This window comes from Bacillus sp. B.PNR1, from assembly GCF_030386235.1.
Taxonomy (GTDB): Bacteria; Bacillota; Bacilli; order Bacillales; family Bacillaceae; genus Bacillus; species Bacillus stercoris.
Genome location: NZ_JANYMN010000001.1, coordinates 1077011 through 1100615 on the forward strand (window position 1 = coordinate 1077011; position 23605 = coordinate 1100615).

At 44.4% G+C, this 23605-nt stretch carries 17 protein-coding genes and 3 pseudogenes; 15 read left to right on the forward strand and 5 right to left on the reverse strand.

Going from position 1 to position 23605, the window contains the following annotated elements:
* Nucleotides 1–5 precede the first annotated feature (5 nt).
* The 13 genes and pseudogenes from NZD81_RS05825 (at nt 6) to nrnB (ending at nt 15678) form a co-directional block, all read left to right on the forward strand.
* Complete coding sequence (locus NZD81_RS05825; RefSeq protein ID WP_282374346.1) at nt 6–3845, forward strand: non-ribosomal peptide synthetase; 3840 nt, start codon at nt 6–8, stop codon at nt 3843–3845.
* Nucleotides 3846–3956: 111 nt separating this feature from the next.
* Nucleotides 3957–4349 (forward strand): DUF1360 domain-containing protein, encoded by a 393-nt coding sequence (locus NZD81_RS05830; RefSeq protein ID WP_014476970.1) that lies wholly within the window; start codon nt 3957–3959, stop codon nt 4347–4349.
* Between the two features lie 153 nt (nt 4350–4502).
* Nucleotides 4503–6035, forward strand: a complete 1533-nt coding sequence (locus NZD81_RS05835) for a glycoside hydrolase family 10-like protein (protein ID WP_282372228.1) — start codon at nt 4503–4505, stop codon at nt 6033–6035.
* Between the two features lie 117 nt (nt 6036–6152).
* Nucleotides 6153–6329, forward strand: a pseudogene (locus tag NZD81_RS05840) (GNAT family N-acetyltransferase); the annotation flags it as partial.
* Nucleotides 6330–6333: 4 nt separating this feature from the next.
* Nucleotides 6334–6540, forward strand: a pseudogene (locus NZD81_RS05845) (hypothetical protein); the annotation flags it as partial.
* Between the two features lie 90 nt (nt 6541–6630).
* Nucleotides 6631–7773 (forward strand): acyl-CoA dehydrogenase, encoded by a 1143-nt coding sequence (locus NZD81_RS05850; protein ID WP_014664158.1) that lies wholly within the window; start codon nt 6631–6633, stop codon nt 7771–7773.
* A gap of 43 nt (nt 7774–7816) precedes the next feature.
* A complete protein-coding gene (locus NZD81_RS05855) occupies nt 7817–9466 on the forward strand; it encodes an AMP-binding protein (RefSeq protein ID WP_014664157.1) in 1650 nt (549 codons plus the stop codon).
* 9 nt (nt 9467–9475) lie between these two features.
* Entirely contained in the window at nt 9476–10810 is a 1335-nt protein-coding gene (locus NZD81_RS05860) for an acetyl-CoA carboxylase biotin carboxylase subunit (protein ID WP_014664156.1), read from the forward strand.
* A gap of 14 nt (nt 10811–10824) precedes the next feature.
* Nucleotides 10825–11046, forward strand: coding sequence for an acetyl-CoA carboxylase biotin carboxyl carrier protein subunit (locus NZD81_RS05865; protein WP_014664155.1), 222 nt, complete (start codon nt 10825–10827; stop codon nt 11044–11046).
* 14 nt (nt 11047–11060) lie between these two features.
* Nucleotides 11061–11960, forward strand: a complete 900-nt coding sequence (gene ldeG, locus NZD81_RS05870; RefSeq protein WP_151257150.1) for a hydroxymethylglutaryl-CoA lyase — start codon at nt 11061–11063, stop codon at nt 11958–11960.
* A gap of 20 nt (nt 11961–11980) precedes the next feature.
* The gene (locus tag NZD81_RS05875; protein ID WP_282374318.1) at nt 11981–12763 is read left to right on the forward strand and encodes an enoyl-CoA hydratase; all 783 of its coding nucleotides are present in this window, start codon (nt 11981–11983) and stop codon (nt 12761–12763) included.
* Between the two features lie 10 nt (nt 12764–12773).
* Nucleotides 12774–14309: an acyl-CoA carboxylase subunit beta gene (locus tag NZD81_RS05880; RefSeq protein ID WP_282372226.1), complete on the forward strand. Its 1536-nt coding sequence runs from the start codon at nt 12774–12776 to the stop codon at nt 14307–14309.
* Between the two features lie 169 nt (nt 14310–14478).
* Nucleotides 14479–15678 (forward strand): oligoribonuclease NrnB, encoded by a 1200-nt coding sequence (gene nrnB, locus NZD81_RS05885; protein ID WP_282372224.1) that lies wholly within the window; start codon nt 14479–14481, stop codon nt 15676–15678.
* A gap of 48 nt (nt 15679–15726) precedes the next feature.
* On the opposite strand, the gene uptA is transcribed toward nrnB, so the two are convergent.
* The 3 genes and pseudogenes from uptA to NZD81_RS05900 all read right to left on the reverse strand — a co-directional run bounded on the left by uptA (nt 15727) and on the right by NZD81_RS05900 (nt 17747).
* Nucleotides 15727–16323, reverse strand: a complete 597-nt coding sequence (gene uptA / locus NZD81_RS05890) for an undecaprenyl phosphate transporter UptA (RefSeq protein WP_003231529.1) — start codon at nt 16321–16323, stop codon at nt 15727–15729.
* Between the two features lie 72 nt (nt 16324–16395).
* Nucleotides 16396–17289: a UTP--glucose-1-phosphate uridylyltransferase GalU gene (gene galU / locus NZD81_RS05895; RefSeq protein ID WP_282372222.1), complete on the reverse strand. Its 894-nt coding sequence runs from the start codon at nt 17287–17289 to the stop codon at nt 16396–16398.
* Nucleotides 17290–17295: 6 nt separating this feature from the next.
* Nucleotides 17296–17747: pseudogene (locus tag NZD81_RS05900) on the reverse strand (GtrA family protein).
* 553 nt (nt 17748–18300) lie between these two features.
* On the opposite strand from NZD81_RS05900, the gene xynD reads away from it, so the two are divergent.
* Together xynD and xynC are read left to right on the forward strand one after the other, a co-directional pair.
* Nucleotides 18301–19842 carry an alpha-L-arabinofuranosidase gene (gene xynD, locus NZD81_RS05905; protein WP_282372221.1) on the forward strand — a complete coding sequence of 514 codons (1542 nt, stop codon included), beginning with the start codon at nt 18301–18303 and terminating at the stop codon, nt 19840–19842.
* 109 nt (nt 19843–19951) lie between these two features.
* The gene (gene xynC, locus NZD81_RS05910; protein WP_282372220.1) at nt 19952–21220 is read left to right on the forward strand and encodes a glucuronoarabinoxylan endo-1,4-beta-xylanase XynC; all 1269 of its coding nucleotides are present in this window, start codon (nt 19952–19954) and stop codon (nt 21218–21220) included.
* Between the two features lie 277 nt (nt 21221–21497).
* Here xynC and NZD81_RS05915 read toward each other — a convergent pair whose 3' ends face one another.
* Nucleotides 21498–21761 (reverse strand): YnfE family protein, encoded by a 264-nt coding sequence (locus tag NZD81_RS05915; RefSeq protein WP_071581693.1) that lies wholly within the window; start codon nt 21759–21761, stop codon nt 21498–21500.
* Nucleotides 21762–21835: 74 nt separating this feature from the next.
* Nucleotides 21836–23335 (reverse strand): cellulase family glycosylhydrolase, encoded by a 1500-nt coding sequence (locus NZD81_RS05920; protein ID WP_172640654.1) that lies wholly within the window; start codon nt 23333–23335, stop codon nt 21836–21838.
* Nucleotides 23336–23605 lie beyond the last annotated feature (270 nt).

The following is a 23605-nucleotide window of genomic DNA, read 5'->3' on the forward strand; positions in this document are numbered from 1 at the left end:
AATCCGTGAAGAAAGGTGCAGACATTATGAATAACATCAAAAAAATCAAGAACATTTATCCTCTGAGTCACATGCAGGAGGGAATGCTCTTTCATTCCTTCCTCCGTAAAGAGGAGGGGGCATACGTTGAACAGTCGCTCTTCACCATTAAAGGAAGCCTTAGTTATGAATGGTTTCAGCGCAGCATTCAAACCATCATCGACCGCCATGACATTTTCAGAACCGTCTTTTTGCCGCACGTCCCGCATTTGTCGGGACCTCGGCAAGTCGTGATGACTGAACGCGAATTTCATTTGTGCAGTGAAGACATTTCCCATCTGCCAACAAACGACCAGAATGAGTATATTGAATGCTTTAAGGAAAGAGACAAACAAAAAGGCTTTGATTTGCAAAAAGACATGCTGATGCGAATTTCTCTGTTCAAAACAGCTGAAGAGGAGCATGTCTGTGTCTGGAGCCATCATCACATTTTAATGGACGGCTGGTGCCTTGGCATCGTACTTCAGGAATTTATGCAGATTTATCAATCTATCTGTACAGGTAAAACACTTTCTTTAGCCCCTGTCCGTCCGTACAGCACCTATATTTCCTGGCTGACAAACCGTGACAAAGCAAAAGCGGCGGAGTACTGGGATTCATATTTAAAAAACTACAGCAGCCCATCACCGCTGCCTCGTGTGTCTGATGAAGAAACAAAAGAAGGTTATCAACGTGAAGATTTGGTATTTTCATTAAGTAAGTCACTGACTGACAAGCTGAAAGAGACTGCCAAACAACAGGGCGTCACCCTCGCTACCCTAATTCAGGCCGTCTGGGGCGTTATGCTCCAGCAATATAACCGCACCGACGACGTTGTATTTGGTGCGGTTGTATCAGGCAGACCGTCAGAAATTCCGGGCGTGGAGCAAATGATAGGGTTGTTTATCAATACCATTCCGGTTCGCATTAAAACACAGCAAGACGAAACGTTCCAAGAACTGCTCAGACGATGCCAGAAAGAAATGCTGGAAGCTGAGCCGTTTACCTGTCAGCCTTTATTTGATATTCAGGCAAACACCTCATTAAAACAGGAACTGATTGATCACATTATCGTCTTTGAAAACTATCCGATACAGCAGAAAATCGCCGAATCCGCTGATCATACCGATTCACCGCTGCAAATCGATCAAGTACAAGTATCCGAGCAATCAGGATATCACTTTAATCTTGTCGTTGCTCCCGGCGAAGAACTTGTCATCAAATTCAGCTATAATGCGTTCGTTTACGATGCTGCTTGGATCAGCTGTATCAAGAGGCAATTTACGCAAGCACTAAGCACAGCTGCACATTATCCTGATATTCCTATTGCTGATTTTTCTTTTCTTGATGCAACAGAAAAAGAGCAGATTGTCACACAGTTCAACAATACAAAAACAGAGTATCCAAAGAATCATACAATTATCGATTTATTTCGAGAACAAGCAGAAAAGACGCCAGACCATATCGCACTTGTGTGTGGGAATTTGACTTTTTCGTATGAAGAACTTGATAGACGCTCTAATTCACTCGCCAGAGCGTTATATCAAAAAGGGTTTCGGAAGAACGAGACAGCCGGCATATTGGCTGCTCATTCTGCCGAATTCATGATCAGTGTGCTTGCCGTTTTAAAAGCAGGGGGAGCATACCTCCCACTTGATGCTGAGCTACCTCCTGAACGAGTCAGCTTTATGCTTGAGGAAACGCAAGCAAAAATGCTGATTGTTCAAAAGGGACTGGAGCAAAACGCTGCGTTCTCAGGAACATGTATCATTTCAGATGCGCAGGGATTGATGGAAGAGAACGATATCCCAATCAATATCACCTCCAGCCCGGACGATCTTGCATACATCATGTATACCTCAGGATCAACAGGCCGGCCAAAAGGCGTCATGATCACCAATCGCAATGTCGTGTCCCTTGTCAAAAACAGCAATTACACGTCTGCGTCCGTTGATGACCGATTGATTCTGACTGGATCTATCAGCTTTGACGCCGTCACCTTTGAAATGTTCGGTGCGCTATTAAATGGCGCAAGTCTTCATATCATTGATAAATCAACACTGTTATCACCTGATCGGTTTGGGGCGTATTTGATTGAAAATGGCATCACAGTGCTATTTTTAACGACAGCTCTTTTTAATCAGCTGGCACAGGTACAAGCAGACATGTTCCGCGGGCTCCATACGTTATATGTCGGAGGCGAAGCACTCTCGCCTGCCCTGATGAATGCTGTCAGACACGCCTGTTCTGATCTCGCGCTTCATAATATTTACGGGCCTACGGAAAACACGACATTTTCAACCTTTTTTAAGATGAAAAGAGACTATGCAGGACCAATTCCAATCGGAAAACCAATCAGCAATAGCACAGCTTATATCTTAGATGCAAAAGGGCGACTTTTGCCAATAGGCGTTCCCGGCGAGCTTTGTGTAGGCGGCGATGGAGTCGCAAAAGGCTATTTGAACAGAGAAGACCTGACAAATGCTGTTTTTTCTCCACATCCTTTCTTGCCTGGAGAAAGAATATACCGTACCGGTGATCTGTCGCGCTGGCTGCCCGATGGAAACTTAGAATACATCAGCAGGATTGACAGGCAAATGAAAATCCGCGGAAAACGAATTGAGCCCGCCGAAATTGAAGCGCGCCTGTTAGAAATGGAAGGTGTGCAGGAAGCGGCAGTGACAATGAGAGAAATTGACGGAGAGGGACAGCTGTACGCTCATTACGTCGGCGATGAGAAACGAACAGAAAAGGAGATACGTGCCGATTTGGCGCGTGTACTCCCAGACTATATGATCCCGCAGCACTGGGTGCGTGTGGACCGGATGCCGCTGACCGGAAACGGAAAAATAGACCGCAGCGCTCTTCTTATACCAGAAAATAAGCCTGACAAACGGAAGGACATCATACTGCCAAGAAACTTGGTTGAGGAAGAATTGGCGAACATTTGGAAGCATGTTCTCGGTGTCAACACAATCAGTATTGATGATGACTTCTTTGCACTTGGCGGACATTCACTAAAAGCACTGCAGGTCATACACACCCTGAAGCACCAGCAGCAAATTGATATACCGATTGATTTGTTATTCGAACATCCGACAATCGCTCAGCTTGCCGAAACACTTTACTCTAAACAGCTGACAGACGCAAATGAACAGCATGTGATCAAACTGAACCAGCACGGCGCGCAAAACCTGTTCTGCTTCCCGCCGATATCAGGATTTGGCATTTATTTCAAAGACCTTGCTTTATTGCTGAATGACAAGGCATCTGTCTACGGATTTCACTTTATAGAACACGACACCCGCATTGAACAATATGTTAATTGCATCACGGACATACAGCCTGAAGGCCCATACGTTTTATTAGGCTACTCCGCAGGCGGAAACCTGGCTTTTGAAGTGGCACAGGCTATGGAGCGCAAAGGATTGGAAGTCAGCGACTTCATTATCGTGGACGCTTATCTCAAAAAACAGTCTTTGCCTATCGATACAGGAAATGACGAATCTGCAGCATATCTGCCTGAAGCGGTCAGAGAAAAGGTGATCAAGAAAAAGAGAAACTATCAGGCATATTGGGCACAATTGCTGAATGAAGGGCGCATCAAAGCAAACATTCATTTCATTGAAGCTGGAATTCAAACCGAAATCAGCAGGCATACAGGCTTGACGAAATGGGAGGGAGCCTGTGGAACCTACAGTGAGTACACGGGCTTTGGCGCTCATAAAGACATGCTGGAAGGAACATATGCTGAAAAGAATGCTGACATCATCCTCGACATAATAGACAAGATCACTTTAAATAACGCGATACTGCAAAAACGATAAGCGAATTAGCGGACAGAGGCATGCATTCTCTGTCCGTCTTTCTGTTTGTATCAAGAATGGATAAAGGACACTAGGGAATGATAACATCATCCTTTTTCTTGGAGGCTTCCCATGGATCACCTATCTTTTCTTACATTTATCATGCTGATTCTAGCCAGTTACAGGCTGACACATTTGATTGTATTCGACAAAATCACAGAATTTATCCGAAAACCTTTTATGAAAAAGAAAAGGATTGTAGATCAAAACGGGCATGTAGACGAAAAAAGCGTGCCGGCTTCTAATTTTGGATACATGCTCAATTGCTACTGGTGTGCCGGTGTTTGGTGTGCCATCTTGATCGGACTTGGCTATCTTTTTTTGCCTCGTATTGCTATACCGCTGATCTTTATTTTAGCCATCGCTGGGGCACAAGCGATCCTTGAAACGGCTGTCGGTGTCGGCGTAAAACTCATTGATGTGTTAAAAAGCCTGCAAACCATGATGAATGATAAAAAGTCCTAAAAGCGGCTCACAACATGCTTTAGGACTTTTTTCGTTTATTTAGTGAGATAGACATAAATCCTGATTTCTTCATTCTGTTAATCACCCTTTTATAGCCCGGGAATACCGTAATAGCGAATAGTGAAAGTGATGTAATGGGGGAGAAGAAACAGAATGAAGGTTTGCCAAAAGTCGATTGTCCGTTTCCTTGTCAGCTTGATCGTCGGAACGTTTGTCATCTCCGTTCCGTTTATGGCCAATGCGCAGTCTGACAGGGAGCTGAGAGCCGTATGGATAGCTTCCGTATTGAACATTGATTGGCCGTCAAAAAAAGGGTTATCGGTTGAAAAGCAAAAGCAGGAGTATAGCAAACTGCTGGATGATGTGCAAAAAATGGGAATGAATGCCGTTATTGTTCAGATTAAACCGACCGCTGATGCCTTTTATCCATCCGCTTACGGACCTTGGTCTGAATACTTAACAGGTGTCCAAGGGAAAGACCCGGGCTATGATCCGCTTGCATTTATGATTGAAGAAACCCACAAACGAAATTTGGAATTTCACGCGTGGTTTAATCCTTACCGTATTACGATGAATCATACAGATCTTAATAAATTGTCTGAAAATCACCCGGCAAGAAAACATCCAGACTGGGTTGCCGCATACGGAAACCAGCTGTATTATCATCCGGGCATTCCAGAAGCGAGAGATTTTATCGTTAAAGGCATTGAAGAAGTCGTAAAACATTATGATATCGATGCCGTTCATATGGATGATTATTTTTATCCTTATAAAATAGCGGGAAAGGAATTTCCTGATCAAGCACAGTATGAACAATACGGAAAACACGCTTTTTCGAATATTGATGACTGGCGGCGGGACAATGTGAACCAGCTTGTCAAACAAATCAACCAAACAATTAAAGCTGCAAAACCGTATGTCAAATTCGGCATCAGTCCCTTTGGCGTATGGAGAAACGCCGCAGATGACCCGACCGGATCGAATACAAAAGCAGGCGTCAGAAATTATGACGACCTATATGCAGACACAAGACATTGGATCCAAGAAGGTGACATCGATTATATCGCTCCGCAAATTTATTGGAGTATCGGCTTTAACGCAGCGGCTTACGACGTGCTGGCTGATTGGTGGAGCAATGAAGTTAAAAATAGGCCTGTTCACTTATATATTGGCCAGGCAGCATATAAAATCAATAACAATTTTGATCCGCCTTGGTCCGACCCCGAGGAATATGTGCGGCAAATCACGTTGAACCGTCAGCATGAGCTGGTAAAAGGAAGCATGCATTTCAGCCTCAAAGACCTCAACAAAAATCCGCTTGCCATCAAAGACAGGCTCATCACTGATCTTTACAGCAAGCCGGCATTGGTTCCGCAAATGCCTTGGCTTGACAGTACCGCTCCAAAAAAACCGAAGCTTACAAAAGTCATCGAAAACAAAAACGTCAACCTTCTGCAGATTAAAGACCATCCATCAAATCAAAAAACGAAAGAAACAGTCTATTATGCGATATACAGAGCCGAAGGGAAAAAGCAGAAAACATTGCTGGCAACGCAAAGAAAAACACATGAGCAGCAAACCTTCTTAGATAACACGGCAGATCCTAACAAGAAATATACGTATTATGTCACCTCAGCAGACCGGCTTCATAACGAAAGCAAGACTTCCAAACGAACAACAAAATAAGAAATGAGACGGACGGCTTTCCAAGTCGTCTTTTTTAAAAAAATGATGTTGGAAACAGAAAATGATGATCAGCCGCTGAATTTTTATAGAAACAAAAAAAGTACGGGGGAGACTCACATGAATGTGGAAGCGGTGTTTGGACATTTTCCAGTATTGGAATCTGAGAACCTAGTACTAAGTAAAATCGAAGAGATCCATGTACAGGACGTGTTTTCGATCTATGATAATGAAAAAGTATTCGATTACTGCGGAATCATCCCGAAACATAACATAAAAACAGTACATAACATGATTACCCAAACTCGACCGACCACAGTACGCGGTGATCAAGCTCGGTATATGGGGGTCAGCGGTCGGTTTATTGATTGATACGATTTCCCTTTGGAATCATCCCTTTATCTTCCCGGCTCTATCAAAGGGCCAAGTCATTGCGTTTGCGATATGGATGGTATACGCCTACTGCATGTATTTGCTCATTCCGCTGATATTGTCACATAAAAAATGATTCAGTTTTAATTTTCAGACTTTTCTTGTCAGGGAATGATTATAGAACTCGCCTAATAAAATGTTACAAAGATGTGAAGGGGGAAACGACGTGAATTTTGAGCTGACAAAAGAACAACAAATGGTGCGTGAAATGGTAAAAGATTTTGCGAAAAAAGAAATTGCTCCTCACGCTGAACATGTAGATCAAACGGGCGAGTTCCCGATCCAAACATTTAAAAAAATGGGTGAACTCGGGCTGATGGGTATTCCATTTCCAGAAGAGTACGGCGGATCTGGCGGTGATACGATTTCATATGCCTTAGCGGTTGAAGAAGTCGGCAAAGCTTGCGGCAGTACTGGATTAAGCTACGCTGCAGCGGTCTCATTAGGCGCCAGCCCTCTTTATTACTTTGGAACAGAAGAACAAAAACGGACGCATTTGACGCCGCTGGCTTCGGGAACAGCACTCGGATCATTCGGCCTGACGGAACCAAATGCCGGCTCAGATGCGGGAGGCACTCAAACAAAAGCGATTTCAAATGGTGACGAATATGTAATCAACGGCGAAAAGTGCTGGATCACAAATGCAAGCTACGCACGGACAGTTATTGTGACCGCGGTAACAGGCAAAAACAAAGACGGAAAAAACATCATCTCCGCATTGATTGTGCCAACTGACACACCAGGACTCACGATTACGAGCCCGTACGATAAAATGGGCGTCCGCGGTTCGAATACAGCAGAAATTTTGCTTGAGGATGTAAGAGTGCCTGCGGGCAACTTACTCGGCGATCCAACAAAAGGATTTAAACAATTTCTATATACGCTGGACGGCGGGCGAATCTCCATTGCTGCTCTTGCGGTTGGCATTGCCCAGGCGGCACTTGACGCATCATTGGCATATGCGAAAGAACGGAAGCAATTTGGACAGCCGATTTCTTCCTTCCAAGCGATTCAATTTAAGCTTGCTGACATGGCGATGGAAATTGATCTGGCACGGCAAATGGTGTTAAAAGCCGCCTGGCTGAAAGACCATAACCGCCCGTTCACAAAAGAAGCGGCATACGCCAAGCTGTTCGCATCTGAAATGGCGACTAGAGCTTGCAATCAAGCCATTCAAATCCATGGAGGTTCAGGATATATGAAAGAGTACGGGGTGGAACGGATGCTGCGGGATGCAAAATTAATGGAAATCGGTGAAGGCACATCTGAAATTCAGCGCCTCGTAATCGCCAGACAGCTTTTAAAATGAAAATGTAAACGCTTTCTAATCATTAAGAAAGGAGGAACAATCAATGGCTGAACTCATCCATTCCACAATCGGCAGGCTGCTGGAACAAACAGCTGAAGCGCATCCCCATCGAGACGCGGTTGTGTATCCAGACCGGAATATCCGCTATACGTACGCCCAATTTGACAGTCTGTGCCGTCAAACCGCTAAAGGTCTTATGCGGATGGGGATTGGAAAAGGAGATCACGTCGCCATATGGGCTTCTAATATCCCTGAATGGCTTGCCGTGCAGTTCGCAACTGCGAAGATCGGAGCCGTGCTCGTAACCGTCAATACCAATTATCAAGCACACGAGCTTGATTACTTGTTAAAGCAATCGGATGCCGCGGCACTTATCATCATGGATTCATACAGGGGCACTTCTTATCCAGACATCGTGAACAGTTTAATACCAGAACTGCAAGAAGCAAAGCCCGGCCAACTGAAATCTGAACGCTATCCCTTTTTAAAAACGCTGATCTATATTGGCAATAAACGATTGCCTGGCTTGTATCAGTGGGACGATATAGAGATATTGGCAAAAACAGTGACAGATGCTGAGCTGGAAGCAAGAATGAACAGCCTGGATAAAGACGATGTGATTAACATGCAATACACATCAGGAACAACAGGGTTTCCAAAAGGCGTGATGCTGACCCATTTTAATGTCATCAATAACGCTGCCAATATCGCTGAATGTATGGCTTTATCCGCTCAAGACCGCATGTGCATCCCGGTTCCGTTTTTTCACTGCTTCGGATGCGTGCTCGGGGTTTTGGCATGTGTGTCCGTCGGGGCAGCCATGATACCTGTTCCAGAATTTGATCCCGTTACCGTCCTTAAAACGGTAGAAAAAGAGAAATGCACAGCGCTGCATGGTGTGCCTACCATGTTTATCGCCGAGCTGCATCATCCGGATTTTGATGCATATGATCTATCAACGCTCCGAACAGGCATCATGGCCGGCTCTCCCTGTCCAAGTGAAGTAATGAAAGCTGTGATTGAAAGGATGGGCATGAAAGACATTACAATCGCCTATGGACAAACAGAAGCCTCGCCGGTCATTACGCAAACGAGGGCAAATGATTCCTTCATAAGAAGAGTCGAAACAACCGGCCGAGCCCTGCCGCATACTGAAGTGAAAATTGTAGAGCCCGGGACATGCCAAGAAGTTCAAAGAGGCGTGCAGGGAGAGCTATGCACCCGCGGCTATCACGTCATGAAAGGCTATTATAAAGACAAAGAAGCGACCAGAAAAGTAATCAATCATGACGGATGGCTATTTACAGGAGATCTTGCTGTCATGGATGAAGACGGGTACTGCCGTATCACCGGAAGATTAAAAGATATGCTCATCAGAGGCGGGGAGAACATTTACCCGCGGGAAATTGAAGAATTTTTATACCGGCATCCCGCTGTTTTAGACGTACAGGTCGTTGGTGTGCCTGACGCCAAATTCGGGGAGGAGGCTGCAGCCTGGATTAAACTAAAAGACGGTAAAAGCGTTTCATCTGATGAGCTTAAAGCCTATTGCAAAGGAAAAATCGCCCGCCACAAAATTCCGCGTTATGTGATTTTTACAGACGACTATCCGATGACGGCTTCAGGTAAAATTCAAAAATATAAACTGCGAGAAAAAACCATTGAAATGTTCAACTTATCATCAACTCAATGAGGTGAAATCATGTTTACTAAAGTACTGATCGCCAACCGCGGAGAAATTGCAATGAGAATTATCCGAACGTGCAGCCGTCTAGGCATCAAAACAGTCGCGGTTTATTCAGAAGCAGACAAGGAAGCGTCCCATACAAAAGCCGCTACAGAGTCTTATTTGATCGGGGAATCAAGAGTCAGTGAAAGTTATTTAAATATAGAGAGAATCATAGAGACGGCAAAAAAAGCAAATGCCGACGCCATCCACCCGGGATATGGATTGTTATCAGAAAACAGCCGATTTGCTGAACGCTGCAAGCAAGAAAACATCGTATTTATCGGACCTTCACCCGATATCATCGCAAAGATGGGCAGCAAAATTGAAGCGCGCAAAGCAATGGAGGCTGCGGGTGTCCCTGTGGTGCCCGGCGTTTCAGAACCCCTCGAAGACATAGAGGCAGCCTGCCGCACTGCTAGTCAAATCGGATATCCTGTCATGCTGAAAGCTTCAGCGGGCGGAGGCGGCATCGGAATGCAGCTTGTTGAAAATGAAGAAGCATTAAAAAAAGCGTACGAGGGGAACAAAAAGCGCGCGGCAGATTTTTTCGGTGACGGATCAATGTATATAGAAAAAGTCATTGAACATGCACGCCATATCGAAGTTCAGCTTTTAGCCGATCAACACGGCCATACAGTACATCTGTTTGAACGCGATTGCTCAGTTCAGAGGCGCCACCAAAAAGTCATTGAAGAAGCGCCGTCTCCATTTGTAGACAATGAACTGAGAATGAGGATTGGGCAAACGGCAGTAAAAGCAGCAAAGGCGATCGGCTATACGAACGCAGGCACCATCGAATTTATAGTTGACCAAAAGCAAAATTTTTATTTCCTCGAAATGAATACGAGACTGCAAGTTGAACACCCCGTGACTGAAGAAATAACAGGCCTAGACTTAGTTGAGCAGCAGCTGCGAATTGCTGCGGGCCATACACTCACATTCTCTCAAAAAGACATCAAACGAAACGGGCATGCGATAGAGGTGAGAATATACGCGGAAGACCCCAAGACCTTCTACCCGTCACCAGGCACGATCACTGCGTTCTCACTCCCTGACCATAAAGGGGTCAGACACGAATGTGCGGTAGCAAAAGACAGCATTGTTACCCCTTTTTATGACCCGATGATCGCTAAGATGATCGTCAAAGGCCAGTCCAGAACAGAAGCAATTGAAAAACTGGAGACAGCGCTTCGAGACTACCATGTAGAAGGAATCAAAACAAATCTTCCGCTTCTCATACAGGCTGCGGCATCAAAGGCATTTAAAGAAGGGGATGTTACGACTGACTTTTTGAAACAACACCTATAAAGGAGGCAGTTGTCATGACGGTTAGCATACAAATGGCAGGAAACCTGTGGAAAGTCCACGTCAAAGCCGGCGACAAAATTGAAAAAGGCCAGGAGGTTGCCATTTTGGAATCGATGAAAATGGAAATCCCGATCGTTGCAGATCGAAGCGGAGTCGTAAAAGAAGTCAAAAAAAATGAAGGCGACTTTGTAAATGAAGGCGACGTACTGCTCGAATTAAGCGATTCCACTCAATAATTTGGAGGAAGACCATGTCATATCCTAAAAAAGTGACAATCAAAGAAGTCGGCCCGCGTGACGGTTTACAAAACGAGTCCGCATGGATCGAAACAAAGGATAAAATAACCTGGATCAACCAGCTTTCCCGGACAGGGCTTTCGTATATTGAAATCACATCCTTCGTTCATCCGAAATGGATTCCAGCGCTTCGAGATGCTATTGATGTAGCAAAAGGCATTGACCGTGAAAAAGGGGTAACGTACGCGGCGCTTGTCCCGAATCAAAAAGGACTGGAGAATGCGCTTGAAGGAGGCATTAACGAAGCTTGCGTTTTTATGTCCGCCAGCGAAACGCACAACAGAAAAAACATCAATAAATCCACTTCTGAAACTCTTCGTGTACTCAAACAAGTAAACAATGACGCAAAAAAAGCAAACCTCACAACAAGAGCCTACCTCTCGACTGTTTTCGGCTGTCCGTACGAAAAAGATGTCCCCATTGAACAAGTCATTCGCCTTTCAGAAGCTCTATTTGAATTTGGGATTTCTGAACTGTCGCTTGGAGATACGATTGGAGCGGCTAATCCTGCCCAAGTGGAAACTGTACTTGAAGCTCTATTGGCACGGTTCCCCGCGAATCAAATCGCCCTGCATTTTCATGATACGAGAGGAACAGCGCTCGCCAACATGGTCACAGCGCTCCAAATGGGCATCACGGTATTCGACGGCTCGGCAGGCGGGCTTGGCGGATGTCCATATGCGCCAGGTTCATCAGGAAACGCCGCAACTGAGGATATCGTGTACATGCTTGAACAGATGGGCATCAAAACAAATGTAAAGCTCGAAAAACTGCTATCTGCGGCCAAATGGATTGAAGAAAAAATGGGCAAACAGCTGCCGAGCCGAAATTTACAAGTATTTAAATCATCTTGATAAAAGAGAGGACGCATACAATGGGAGAATCTATTCTTTTCACTGTGAAAAAAGAACATATTGCGTTGATCACCTTAAACAGGCCTCAAGCGGCAAATGCTCTTTCAGCAGAAATTCTTAGAAACCTGCAAATGATTCTTCAAGAAATTGAATTCAACTCAAACATTCGCTGCGTCATCCTCACCGGCACCGGCGAAAAAGCGTTCTGTGCGGGGGCAGACCTGAAAGAACGAATAAAACTAAAAAAAGATCAGGTTCTGGAAAGTGTAACTCTCATTCAAAGAACAGCGTCTTTCCTTGAAGCCTTGCCGCAGCCAATCATAGCCGCGATAAACGGCAGCGCATTAGGCGGCGGGCTAGAATTGGCATTGGCATGCGATCTTCGAATTGCATCTGAATCAGCTGTGCTGGGACTTCCGGAAACAGGGTTAGCTATTATCCCAGGCGCTGGAGGGACCCAAAGACTGCCTCGGCTGATTGGCAGAGGAAAAGCCAAAGAATTAATTTATACCGGCAGACGCGTAACTGCTCATGAAGCAAAAGAGATAGGCCTTGTAGAGCATGTCACGGCTCCTTGCGACCTTATGCCAAAAGCAGAGGAACTGGCTGCAGCTATTTCTGCTAACGGGCCGATCGCTGTCCGTCAAGCTAAATTCGCGATCAATAAAGGATTGGAGACAGATCTCGCTACAGGTCTTGCGATTGAACAAAAGGCGTATGAACATACCATTCCTTCAATAGACAGGAGAGAAGGACTTCAGGCGTTTCAAGAAAAAAGACGGGCCGTATACAAGGGAATATAAAAGGGAGGAAATGCTCATGGATTATGAAAAGGAACGAACAGAATTGGCCGAACGAATCCGAAAAGGCGGAGCGGAAAAGTATCACCAAAGCAATCGAGAAAAAGGCAAGCTCTTTGTCAGAGAGCGGCTCTCGCTTCTCTTTGACGATGGCATTGAGCTAGAAGACGCTTTTTTTGCGGAATGCATGTCAGACGGCCTTCCCGCTGACGGAGTGGTGACGGCGATCGGCAAAATCGGCGGCCAAACTGTGTGCGTTATGGCAAATGATTCAACAGTGAAAGCGGGCTCCTGGGGAGCTAAAACCGTTGAAAAAATCATCAGAATTCAAGAAACTGCCGAAAAACTAAACGTTCCGCTCATTTATTTAGTCGATTCAGCAGGCGCCAGAATCACCGATCAAATCAATGTCTTTCCAGGGAGACGCGGAGCAGGAAGAATTTTTTATAATCAAGTTAAATTATCGGGACGCATTCCGCAAATCTGTTTGCTTTTCGGACCGTCTGCGGCAGGAGGCGCTTATATTCCGGCCTTCTGTGATATCGTCGTTATGGTAGATGGTAACGCCTCCATGTATTTAGGCTCGCCAAGGATGGCGGAAATGGTCATTGGCGAAAAAGTGTCTCTCGAAGAAATGGGCGGCGCTCGTATGCATTGCTCCATCTCCGGCTGCGGAGATATTCTTGCAGAAACTGAAGAAGAAGCCATACATCTGGCGCGGGCTTATTTGTCTTACTTTCCGGCGAATTTTCAAGAAAAGGCGCCCATTCATGAGGAACGCCCGCCAAAACACTTCGACATCCCGCTTGCCGACGTCATTCCGCAAAACCAGAACGCACCTTTTGATATGCATGAGCTGATTGAGCGGATCATTGATGAAGGGTCATTTTTTGAGATCAAAGCCTTATTTGCACCAGAATTAGTAACAGGCTTCGCACGGATCGAGGGACAGCCTGTCGGCATTGTTGCAAACCAGCCGAAGGTTAAAGGCGGCGTCTTATTCCACGATTCAGCAGACAAAGCGGCTAAGTTTATTACCTTATGTGACGCGTTTCATATCCCGTTGCTGTTCTTAGCGGATATTCCCGGTTTTATGATTGGCACAAAAGTGGAACAGGCGGGGATTATCAGACACGGAGCGAAAATGATTTCTGCGATGTCGGAGGCAACTGTTCCAAAGCTCTCTGTCATTGTCCGAAAAGCGTACGGAGCGGGGTTGTATGCAATGGCAGGGCCTGCCTTTGAACCGGACTGCTGTCTAGCGCTCCCAACTGCCCAAATCGCCGTCATGGGACCCGAAGCCGCTGTAAACGCTGTCTACGCTAAAAAAATCGCCGAACTGCCAAAAGAAGAGAGAGCCGCATTTATCGGCAACAAACGGGAGGAATACAAAGAGGACATCAATATCTACCGTCTGGCTTCAGAAATGATCATTGATGCTGTTATCCCAGCCAATTCGCTGCGTGATGAGCTGGCCAAACGGCTGAAGGCCTACATGACAAAGGAAATGACATTTACCAATCGAAAGCATCCGGTTTATCCGGTATAAAAAAGCAAGAACTTAGGAGCGCCAAAAGCGCTCTTTTATATATTCACAATAATAATATTATGTAAACTAATCGCCTTTGCATAAAACGCTTTGTTTTTTAGAATAGTAAATAAAGGCTGCCGCATCTTTAGCGGCAATTGTCAGTTTATCATAAAAAGGGGCCTACATTATGTATCATTTATATTCACATAACGACTTGGACGGAGTAGGATGCGGAATCGTAGCAAAATTGGCATTCGGAAAAGACGTTGAGGTCCGGTATAACTCTGTCAACGGCTTAAACGCACAGGTGCAGTACTTTTTAGAAAAAATGAAGGAGAGCAACAGACAAGATGCATTATTCATCACCGATCTCGCCGTCAATGAAGAAAACGAACAGAGATTGAATGATTATGTTCATGCAGGGGGCAAAGTGAAGCTTATTGACCATCATAAAACAGCCCTTCATTTGAATGAGCATGAATGGGGATTTGTCCAGGTGGAATACGATGATGGAAGGCTCACATCCGCGACGTCACTTTTATATGGCTACCTCGTTGAAAATGGCTTCATGAAACCGACAAATGCCTTAGACCAATTTACAGAGCTCGTCCGCCAATACGATACATGGGAATGGGAGCGGTACGATCAAAAACAGGCGAAGCGGCTTAATGATCTTTTCTTTTTGTTGTCAATTGATGAATTTGAGGCAAAAATGATTCAGCGCCTTTCCTCGCATGACGAATTTTTCTTCGATGATTTTGAAGAAAAACTGCTTGATTTAGAAGACGAAAAAATTGAGCGTTACCTCCGCAGAAAGAAAAGGGAAATGGTACAAACCTTTGTGCACGAACACTGTGTAGGCATTGTTCACGCTGAATCGTACCATTCAGAACTGGGAAACAGGCTAGGGAAAGATAATCCGCACCTCGATTACATTGCGATTTTAAGCATGGGATCAAAACGAGTCAGTTTGCGCACCATTCATGATTACATCGATGTGTCAGAGATCGCCGGCCGATACGGAGGCGGGGGGCATGCAAAGGCATCCGGCTGTTCAATAACCGACGAAGTATACGAGTTGTTTGTAACTGAAGCTTTCCGGATTGATCCTGTACGGCCTGATGCTTTCCGTAACATCTATAATCTAAAAGGATCTGCGAACGGATCATTATATGAAAATCGTGCTCAAATGAGATTTTTTCTGTTTCCTTTAGACAACGAGTGGAATATCCAAATTAACGGGGAAACACAGGATGAAACATTCGCAGCGTTTGAAGAAGCAGAATGGTTCATTAAAAGAAATTATGCCGCATCGCTCGTGCGGGATGAAGTGTTTGTCGCATTTTTAGCGGAGAATCTGAAGCTGGCAAATCAACATCGCAAGTAAAAAAATATGCATAGGGGAGCTTCATTCACCCCTATGCATATCCGCTAGCTATCGTTTGAATATGGCTGTACGTTTCTTAATCACAAAATAAAGGGCTATCACAACAACAGCCAATATCATAATCGGTGTTGTATAAGTACCCGCTATGTTCTCTACATCATCCCACTGGCTTCCTAGCTGTATGCCTAAATAAACAAACAGGATAGACCATGGAATGATAGCAAGCACAGTCAGTACCACAAACTTGAGAAATGGCATTCTGGCAATACCTGCAGGAATGGATATCGCATGTCTGACAACCGGTATAAAACGAGCCGAGAAAACAACCCCGGCGCCGTACTTTTGAAACCAGTTTTCCGACATGTCGATATGATGCTTTTTAATCAATAAATACTTCCCGTATTTGTCCAAAAATGGTCTGCCTCCATAGCGGCCGATCCAGTAAATAAAGATCTGGGCAATGGTACCTCCGATAACACCCGCAATAATGGCGCCAATAAACCCAATCGTGCCTTCCGATACCATATAGCCGCCATAAGCTAATACAATCTCACTCGGAATGATTTCAATCATTAACCCAATCGCAATACCCGCATATCCCATGTTCGTCAGCCATGTTAAAATTTCGCTTATCAAACTGCCCACATTCTTCACAACCTGTCCTAATCTTTTTCACTATTATATGACTGATTGACGAGCAAGATGGTTACAATTTTTTTACCACAGCATTTCTTTCGTTTCCCGTTTGATTACACCTTCTAAATAGGTCAAAAGCTGAGATCTCATTTCGGGACGCATTAAGCCGATTTCAGTGCTCGCTTTAAAACAGCCCAGCTTATCGCCAATGTCATATCGATTTCCTTCCAGCAGCCGAGCATGGATCGGCTCATTACGGCAAACCTCACGAAGCGCATCTGTGAGCTGAATTTCATTTCCCGCGCCTCTGCCAATTGACTTCAAAACGGGGAAGATCGAAGAATTCAACACATACCGTCCCATTACGGCGATGTCGGAAGGCGCTTCTTCAGGTGAAGGCTTTTCAACTAAATCGTTCACTTCATACACATGCCCATGAGTTCCAGACGTATTAATAATACCATATTTGCTGACATCCTCAGGGAGAACTGACTGTACACCGACAACCTCTGTGCCATAAACGTCATATACATCCATTAATTGCCGAAGAGCCGGTGTTTCAGACACCATAATATCATCACCTAAGAGAACGGTAAAAGGCTCATCTCCGATAAAATGCTCCGCACACAGTACCGCATGGCCTAATCCGAGCGGTTCTTTCTGGCGGATGTAATGAATGTTGGCCAAATCGGCGATCTGCTGCATTTCTTCAAGTGTCTCCGTCTTGCCTTTTTCCCGCAGATTGAATTCCAATTCCGCCGATCGGTCAAAATGATCTTCAATCGAGCGTTTGTTTCTCCCTGTAATAATCAGTATATCTTCAATTCCTGACTCTACGGCCTCTTCTACAATATATTGGATTGCTGGTTTGTCGACGATTGGGAGCATTTCTTTAGGCTGCGCCTTTGTCGCAGGCAGAAATCTCGTTCCTAAACCCGCTGCGGGAATAACCGCTTTTCTCACTTTTTTTCTCATTCATCTTCACTCCTGATCCTGTATATTTTTCAGCGAATCTCCAAATACCCAGATTCGGTTTCCGATAAAATTCATCATCATTCCGCCGATAGTGGCGGCGAGCTTACTCACCAAAAGCAAGCATCCGCAGTTTTGAAACAAATAAAGCAGCAAAAAGGTGATCCCCGACGCGGCAATATTAATCATGAGAAAGCGTACGATCTCTTTCCCGTCAGCCTTACGTTTTACACGAAACGTCCAATTCCGGTTCCACACATAGCTGTTGATGATACCTGCCGAATAGGAGCAGATCTGCGCCGACAGATAAGGGACATGACAAGCAGTAAGGAGAAAGAAGACACCAAAATCTATCAGCGTATTGCCGACGCCTACGGTGCAAAAGCGTCCTAATGTTTTTATTTTTTCTTTCAGCATAACGGCACCGACCTCCCTTCATAAAAGATGCGAATAGCTGCCATATTTGTTGATATTGATTACTTTAACGGACACTGTTGAATAAACAATTAATAAAATATGAACAAAACATGAAAAAACGGGTATACCGCTCTCTTTACATAAGGATGGACAAAATATGCAGTATGTCGAAGGGGAAGAGGGCGGAATGATAACGAAATGTCTTACAAAGAAGAGAACAATGTAAACAGGAATCAGCAGAAAAAGCAGGCAGAATTCAATAGATTGAGAAGTTTCGTGCCATGATTTCCTATCTGCTCTAAAACAACGAGATTCGAGGGAACAGGAAGCGAAGAAGAAGTCGGTAACAGCCGTCTATGTTAGCCCCATCTTATCAATGAATAAATGTATCCAGTTCCTTTGTAGAATCGAACACGAATTCCTCCAAAAGTATCCTATACACAATTTTTTTAATAAGGTAGGATGTTAGACAAAGGGATATTTTGGATAAATATGCATCTCCGTTCAATGGGTTTAGCGGTGCGACTTCATGACCTGTTGTTATCAAATTCCAAAAGAAAATCCCCCCATTTTAAGGAAAAAGGAGGATGTTAAGTGATGAGGAAAAAGTGTAGCGTATGTTTATGGATTCTAGTTTTATTATTGAGCTGCTTATCTGGAAAGTCTGCGTATGCTGCCACCAGTAGTACAATTGCAAAACATATAGGGAATTCAAACCCGCTTATCGACCATCATTTGGGAGCAGATCCGATTGCGCTGACCTATAACGGAAGGGTTTACATTTATATGTCAAGTGATGATTATGAATATAATAGCAACGGAACGATTAAAGATAATTCATTTGCCAATTTGAATAGAGTATTCGTCATATCTTCAGCGGATATGGTGAACTGGACAGATCACGGAGCCATTCCGGTAGCAGGTGCCAATGGAGCTAATGGAGGCCGCGGAATTGCAAAATGGGCAGGTGCATCATGGGCGCCGTCAATCGCAGTTAAAAAAATAAATGGCAAGGATAAATTCTTCCTTTATTTCGCAAACAGCGGCGGAGGTATCGGGGTTCTCACCGCAGACAGCCCGATTGGTCCATGGACCGACCCAATCGGAAAACCGCTCGTAACGCCAAGTACGCCAGGAATGTCTGGTGTTGTATGGCTTTTTGATCCGGCAGTATTTGTAGATGATGACGGCACCGGTTACCTGTATGCCGGGGGAGGCGTTCCTGGCGGTTCAAATCCAACGCAGGGACAATGGGCCAATCCTAAAACGGCAAGAGTCATAAAATTGGGGCCTGATATGACGAGTGTTGAGGGAAGTGCATCTACAATTGATGCGCCTTTCATGTTTGAAGATTCGGGATTGCACAAGCATAACGGAACATACTACTATTCCTATTGCATCAATTTCGGCGGCGCACACCCGGCCGATAAACCCCCGGGTGAGATCGGCTATATGACCAGTTCAAATCCCATGGGTCCCTTTACATATAGAGGGCACTTCCTGAAAAATCCGGGTGCATTTTTCGGAGGCGGCGGAAACAACCATCATGCTGTTTTCAATTTTAAAAACGAGTGGTATGCAGTGTACCATGCGCAAACTGTCAGTTCCGCTCTGTTCGGGGCCGGCAAAGGTTACCGTTCTCCCCATATTAATAAGCTGGTGCATAACCCAGATGGATCCATCCAAGAGGTAGCAGCAAATTATGCAGGTGTAACACAGCTTTCCAATTTAAACCCATATAACCGGGTAGAAGCTGAAACGTTTGCCTGGAATGGACGCATTTTGACAGAGAAGTCCACAGCCCCCGGCGGGCCAGTAAATAATCAGCATGTAACAAGCATTCAAAATGGAGACTGGATTGCTGTAGGAAATGCAGACTTTGGAGCAGGCGGTGCCAGGTCATTTAAAGCAAATGTAGCATCCACTTTAGGCGGAAAAATAGAAGTGCGCCTCGACAGTGCTGATGGTAAGCTTGTTGGAACCCTGAATGTACCTTCCACAGGCGGAGCGCAAACGTGGAGAGAAATTGAAACTGCGGTAAGCGGGGCAACCGGTGTGCACAAAGTATTCTTTGTATTTACCGGAACAGGTACAGGAAACTTGTTTAATTTTGATTACTGGCAGTTTACACAAAGATAGGATTCGTAATGGGACCGTTAAAAAACGAGACGGGTGACCAGCACCGGAATAGCCCGCCATTATGAATTTTCTAATACCGTAAAAGACACATTACGAAGGAGCGAAATAAATGATTCCACGTTTTAAAAAAACAATTTGTATATTATTAGTATGTTTCACTATGCTGTCAGTCATGTTAGGGCCAGGCGCTACTGAAGTTTTGGCAGCCAGTGATGTAACAGTTAATGTATCTGCAGAGAAACAAGTGATTCGCGGTTTTGGAGGGATGAATCATCCGGCTTGGGCTGGGGATCTTACAGCAGCTCAAAGAGAAACGGCTTTTGGCAATGGACAGAATCAGTTAGGCTTTTCAATCTTAAGAATTCATGTAGATGAAAATCGAAATAATTGGTATAAAGAGGTGGAGACTGCCAAGAGTGCGGTCAAACATGGGGCAATCGTTTTTGCTTCTCCCTGGAATCCTCCAAGTGATATGGTTGAGACCTTTAATCGTAATGGTGATACATCGGCTAAACGGCTGAAATACGATAAGTACGCCGCATATGCGCAGCATCTTAACGATTTTGTTACCTTCATGAAAAATAATGGTGTGAATCTTTATGCGATTTCGGTCCAAAACGAGCCTGATTACGCTCACGAGTGGACGTGGTGGACGCCGCAAGAAATACTTCGCTTTATGAGAGAAAACGCCGGCTCGATCAATGCCCGCGTCATTGCGCCTGAGTCATTTCAATACTTGAAGAATTTGTCGGACCCGATCTTGAACGATCCGCAGGCTCTTGCCAATATGGATATTCTCGGAACCCACCTGTACGGCACTCAGGTCAGCCAATTCCCTTATCCTCTTTTCAAACAAAAAGGAGCGGGTAAGGACCTTTGGATGACGGAAGTATACTATCCGAACAGTGATAACAACTCGGCGGATCGATGGCCCGAGGCATTGGATGTTTCACAACATATTCACAATTCGATGGTAGAGGGAGATTTTCAAGCTTATGTATGGTGGTACATCCGAAGATCATATGGTCCTATGAAAGAAGATGGTACGATCAGTAAACGCGGTTACAATATGGCTCATTTCTCGAAGTTTGTGCGTCCCGGCTATGTAAGGATTGATGCAACGAAAAACCCTAATACGAACGTTTACGTGTCAGCCTATAAAGGTGACAACAAGGTCGTTATTGTTGCCATTAACAAAAGTAACACAGGGGTCAACCAAAACTTTGTTTTGCAGAATGGATCTGCTTCAAACGTATCTAGATGGATCACGAGCAGCAGCAGCAATCTACAACCTGGAACGAATCTCACTGTATCAGGCAATCATTTTTGGGCCCATCTTCCAGCTCAAAGCGTGACAACATTTATTGTAAATCGTTAAGGACACCTAAGGCAAGCGGTACCGCATTGGAGCGGATACGAACATTAACCGCCGAGGTTGCCGCAAATAAACCTGCACAGGAATAAAAAGTCGAAGTCAAAAAAAAGCGATTTTCCGATCAGAAAATCGCTTTTTTTCGTGCTACTAAAAGAATTCGCTTTTTAGTTTACATAATATATATTCTAGGAAGTAAACAAAATAAATGAATTTCTGTCTCATATCAAAAGTATACTTAAGTTAGTGAGACAGAAATTGAAATTTTATTGTTTGTTGCCAATCAAAAAAATGGCGTTGTTAATCCATAATAAACTGCTTCTAAATCTTCCAGCGTCATATCGCCATATGCGCATTTGATAACAGAGTCAGCAAACACATCATAGTCATAATCTGTAGAAAATCCTCGCTGCAGCTGTTTTTCGTAAGCTTCAATCTGTTCTTTTTGATACTGGATGTCTTTTTCCTTACCTGGATAGTCCGGACCATTTATCGCGTGATTCATTTCTTTGAACAGCATCATATATTGCTTCAGTGTTTCATCCACAACCTACACCTCCTTGTTTTACTGAATAAGATAATGAAAACGGACATCAGCAATGATGTCCGCCAAAAGTTAACCTATTTGGGTTCTGTTCCCCAAATCAGTTTTCCGTGATTATATAATGTGATTTTTTTCGTTGTTTTAAACGTATTTGATTGGAAAAAGGAATAATCGCCGCTTTGTGCATAATTGCTCCAGTCATCGTTGTGAAGACGAAGCTGAATATTTCCTGTGCTTGCTCCCGGTGACAGCTTTCCTTTTTTGAACCCCAGTTCCAGATAGGTATCTGCACCTTGCTTAGGTTTATGCAGCGTCACAAATTTGTGGGTCAGATTGCCGCATCCAATCTGCGCGTAGTCACAGTCAAAGTTTTGGCCTTTGTTTTTCGCGTTATACCAGTAACGGGCAGTGACATCTTTTAAATCCACCGTCGCATTGCCGTTATTTTTTATGTAAAGCTGCGGGCGGATTTGGTTGCTGTTCACACCCCCATCCCCTGCTTTGTATTGTACAGAAATGCCGTTTTCCTGTGCGGGGTTATCTTGTGCCGGCGTTTCAGGGCGTTCTTTCGTTGAATCTTTGTTGCCGAGAATGTTTTCTCTTACGAATGTTCCTGAAGCAGTTAAATCTGTAAGCGGCCAGCCGCCTGTTTTAGATGCTCCCGGCTTTAACGCTGAGGATGATTCCTGCTTATCAGAAAGATTCCAGTTCACCCAGCTGATTTTCTTGCTGTCGAGATAATTCAGCCATTCCCGCGACTGGTCAAGGAATACACCGCCATTTCCAGACGCGTCGCTTGTTCCCCATTCCGTCACGAAAATAGGCGCTCCTTTACTGAGTGCATAGTTTGCTTTATCCCGTAAAGATTGGCCGTGTGTGCCGGCATAAAAATGAAGCGCGTACATGACATTTGCATCTTTTAGCTGATCATCGGCAGCATCATTCACATCCTGGCTCCATGTACCGGTTCCGACAATGATGGTGTTGTCTGGATCATTTTTGCGGATAACGGAAATCACTTCTTCCGCATACGGTTTAATATCACGCTTCCAGTTCACATCACCGTTTGGTTCGTTTGCAATTTCATAAATGACATTTGGCGTGTTTCCGTAAAGGCTTGACATTTCCTTGAAGAATTCTTTTGCCTTCTCTTTATTTTGGTTTGGATTACCGTCATTTAAGATATGCCAGTCAATGATGACATATATCCCAAGCTCTTTTGCCGCTTCAACCGCTTCTTTTACTTTGTTTTTCACGGATGGGTTGTCAATATAACCGCCATCTGCTGTATACATCGCCGCTCGGAAAACGGTAATGCCCCAATCGTCTCTCAGCCATTTTAAGCTGTCTTTATTGACAAAATCGCCATACCATTGCAATCCGTGTGAACTGATCCCCTTCAATTGCACCGCTTTGCCGTTTTGATTGATTAGCTGCGTGCCTTTTATGCTAAGCTGGCCATTTATGGCGACTGGCGTTTTTGCTCCTGCAGCAGATGCTGCTGGATTTCCTAAGCCGCTGGTTGCGAGTATTGAAATTAATAAACACACGATTAAGATAGAGACTTGACGTTTCATATATAGTATTCTTTCCTCCTTTACATCATGACGAAAATATATGCCTATTAACTCGTACGCTCCACCTCCCTTCCGTTTTTGTTTGGCACGGACTATTGTAAAAATTTATCTCATCTTTGTCTATCAACCTAATTTCTTGTTTTTAGACGGATTAAAAAGCCTGTCAATTTGCTCTTTTTGTCTTGTTTCAGATACTGCTGACACATACGGACCAAATAGAAAATTGTTTAATCAGGACTATTCACGTTACTTTTTGTTTAATTTGAAAGA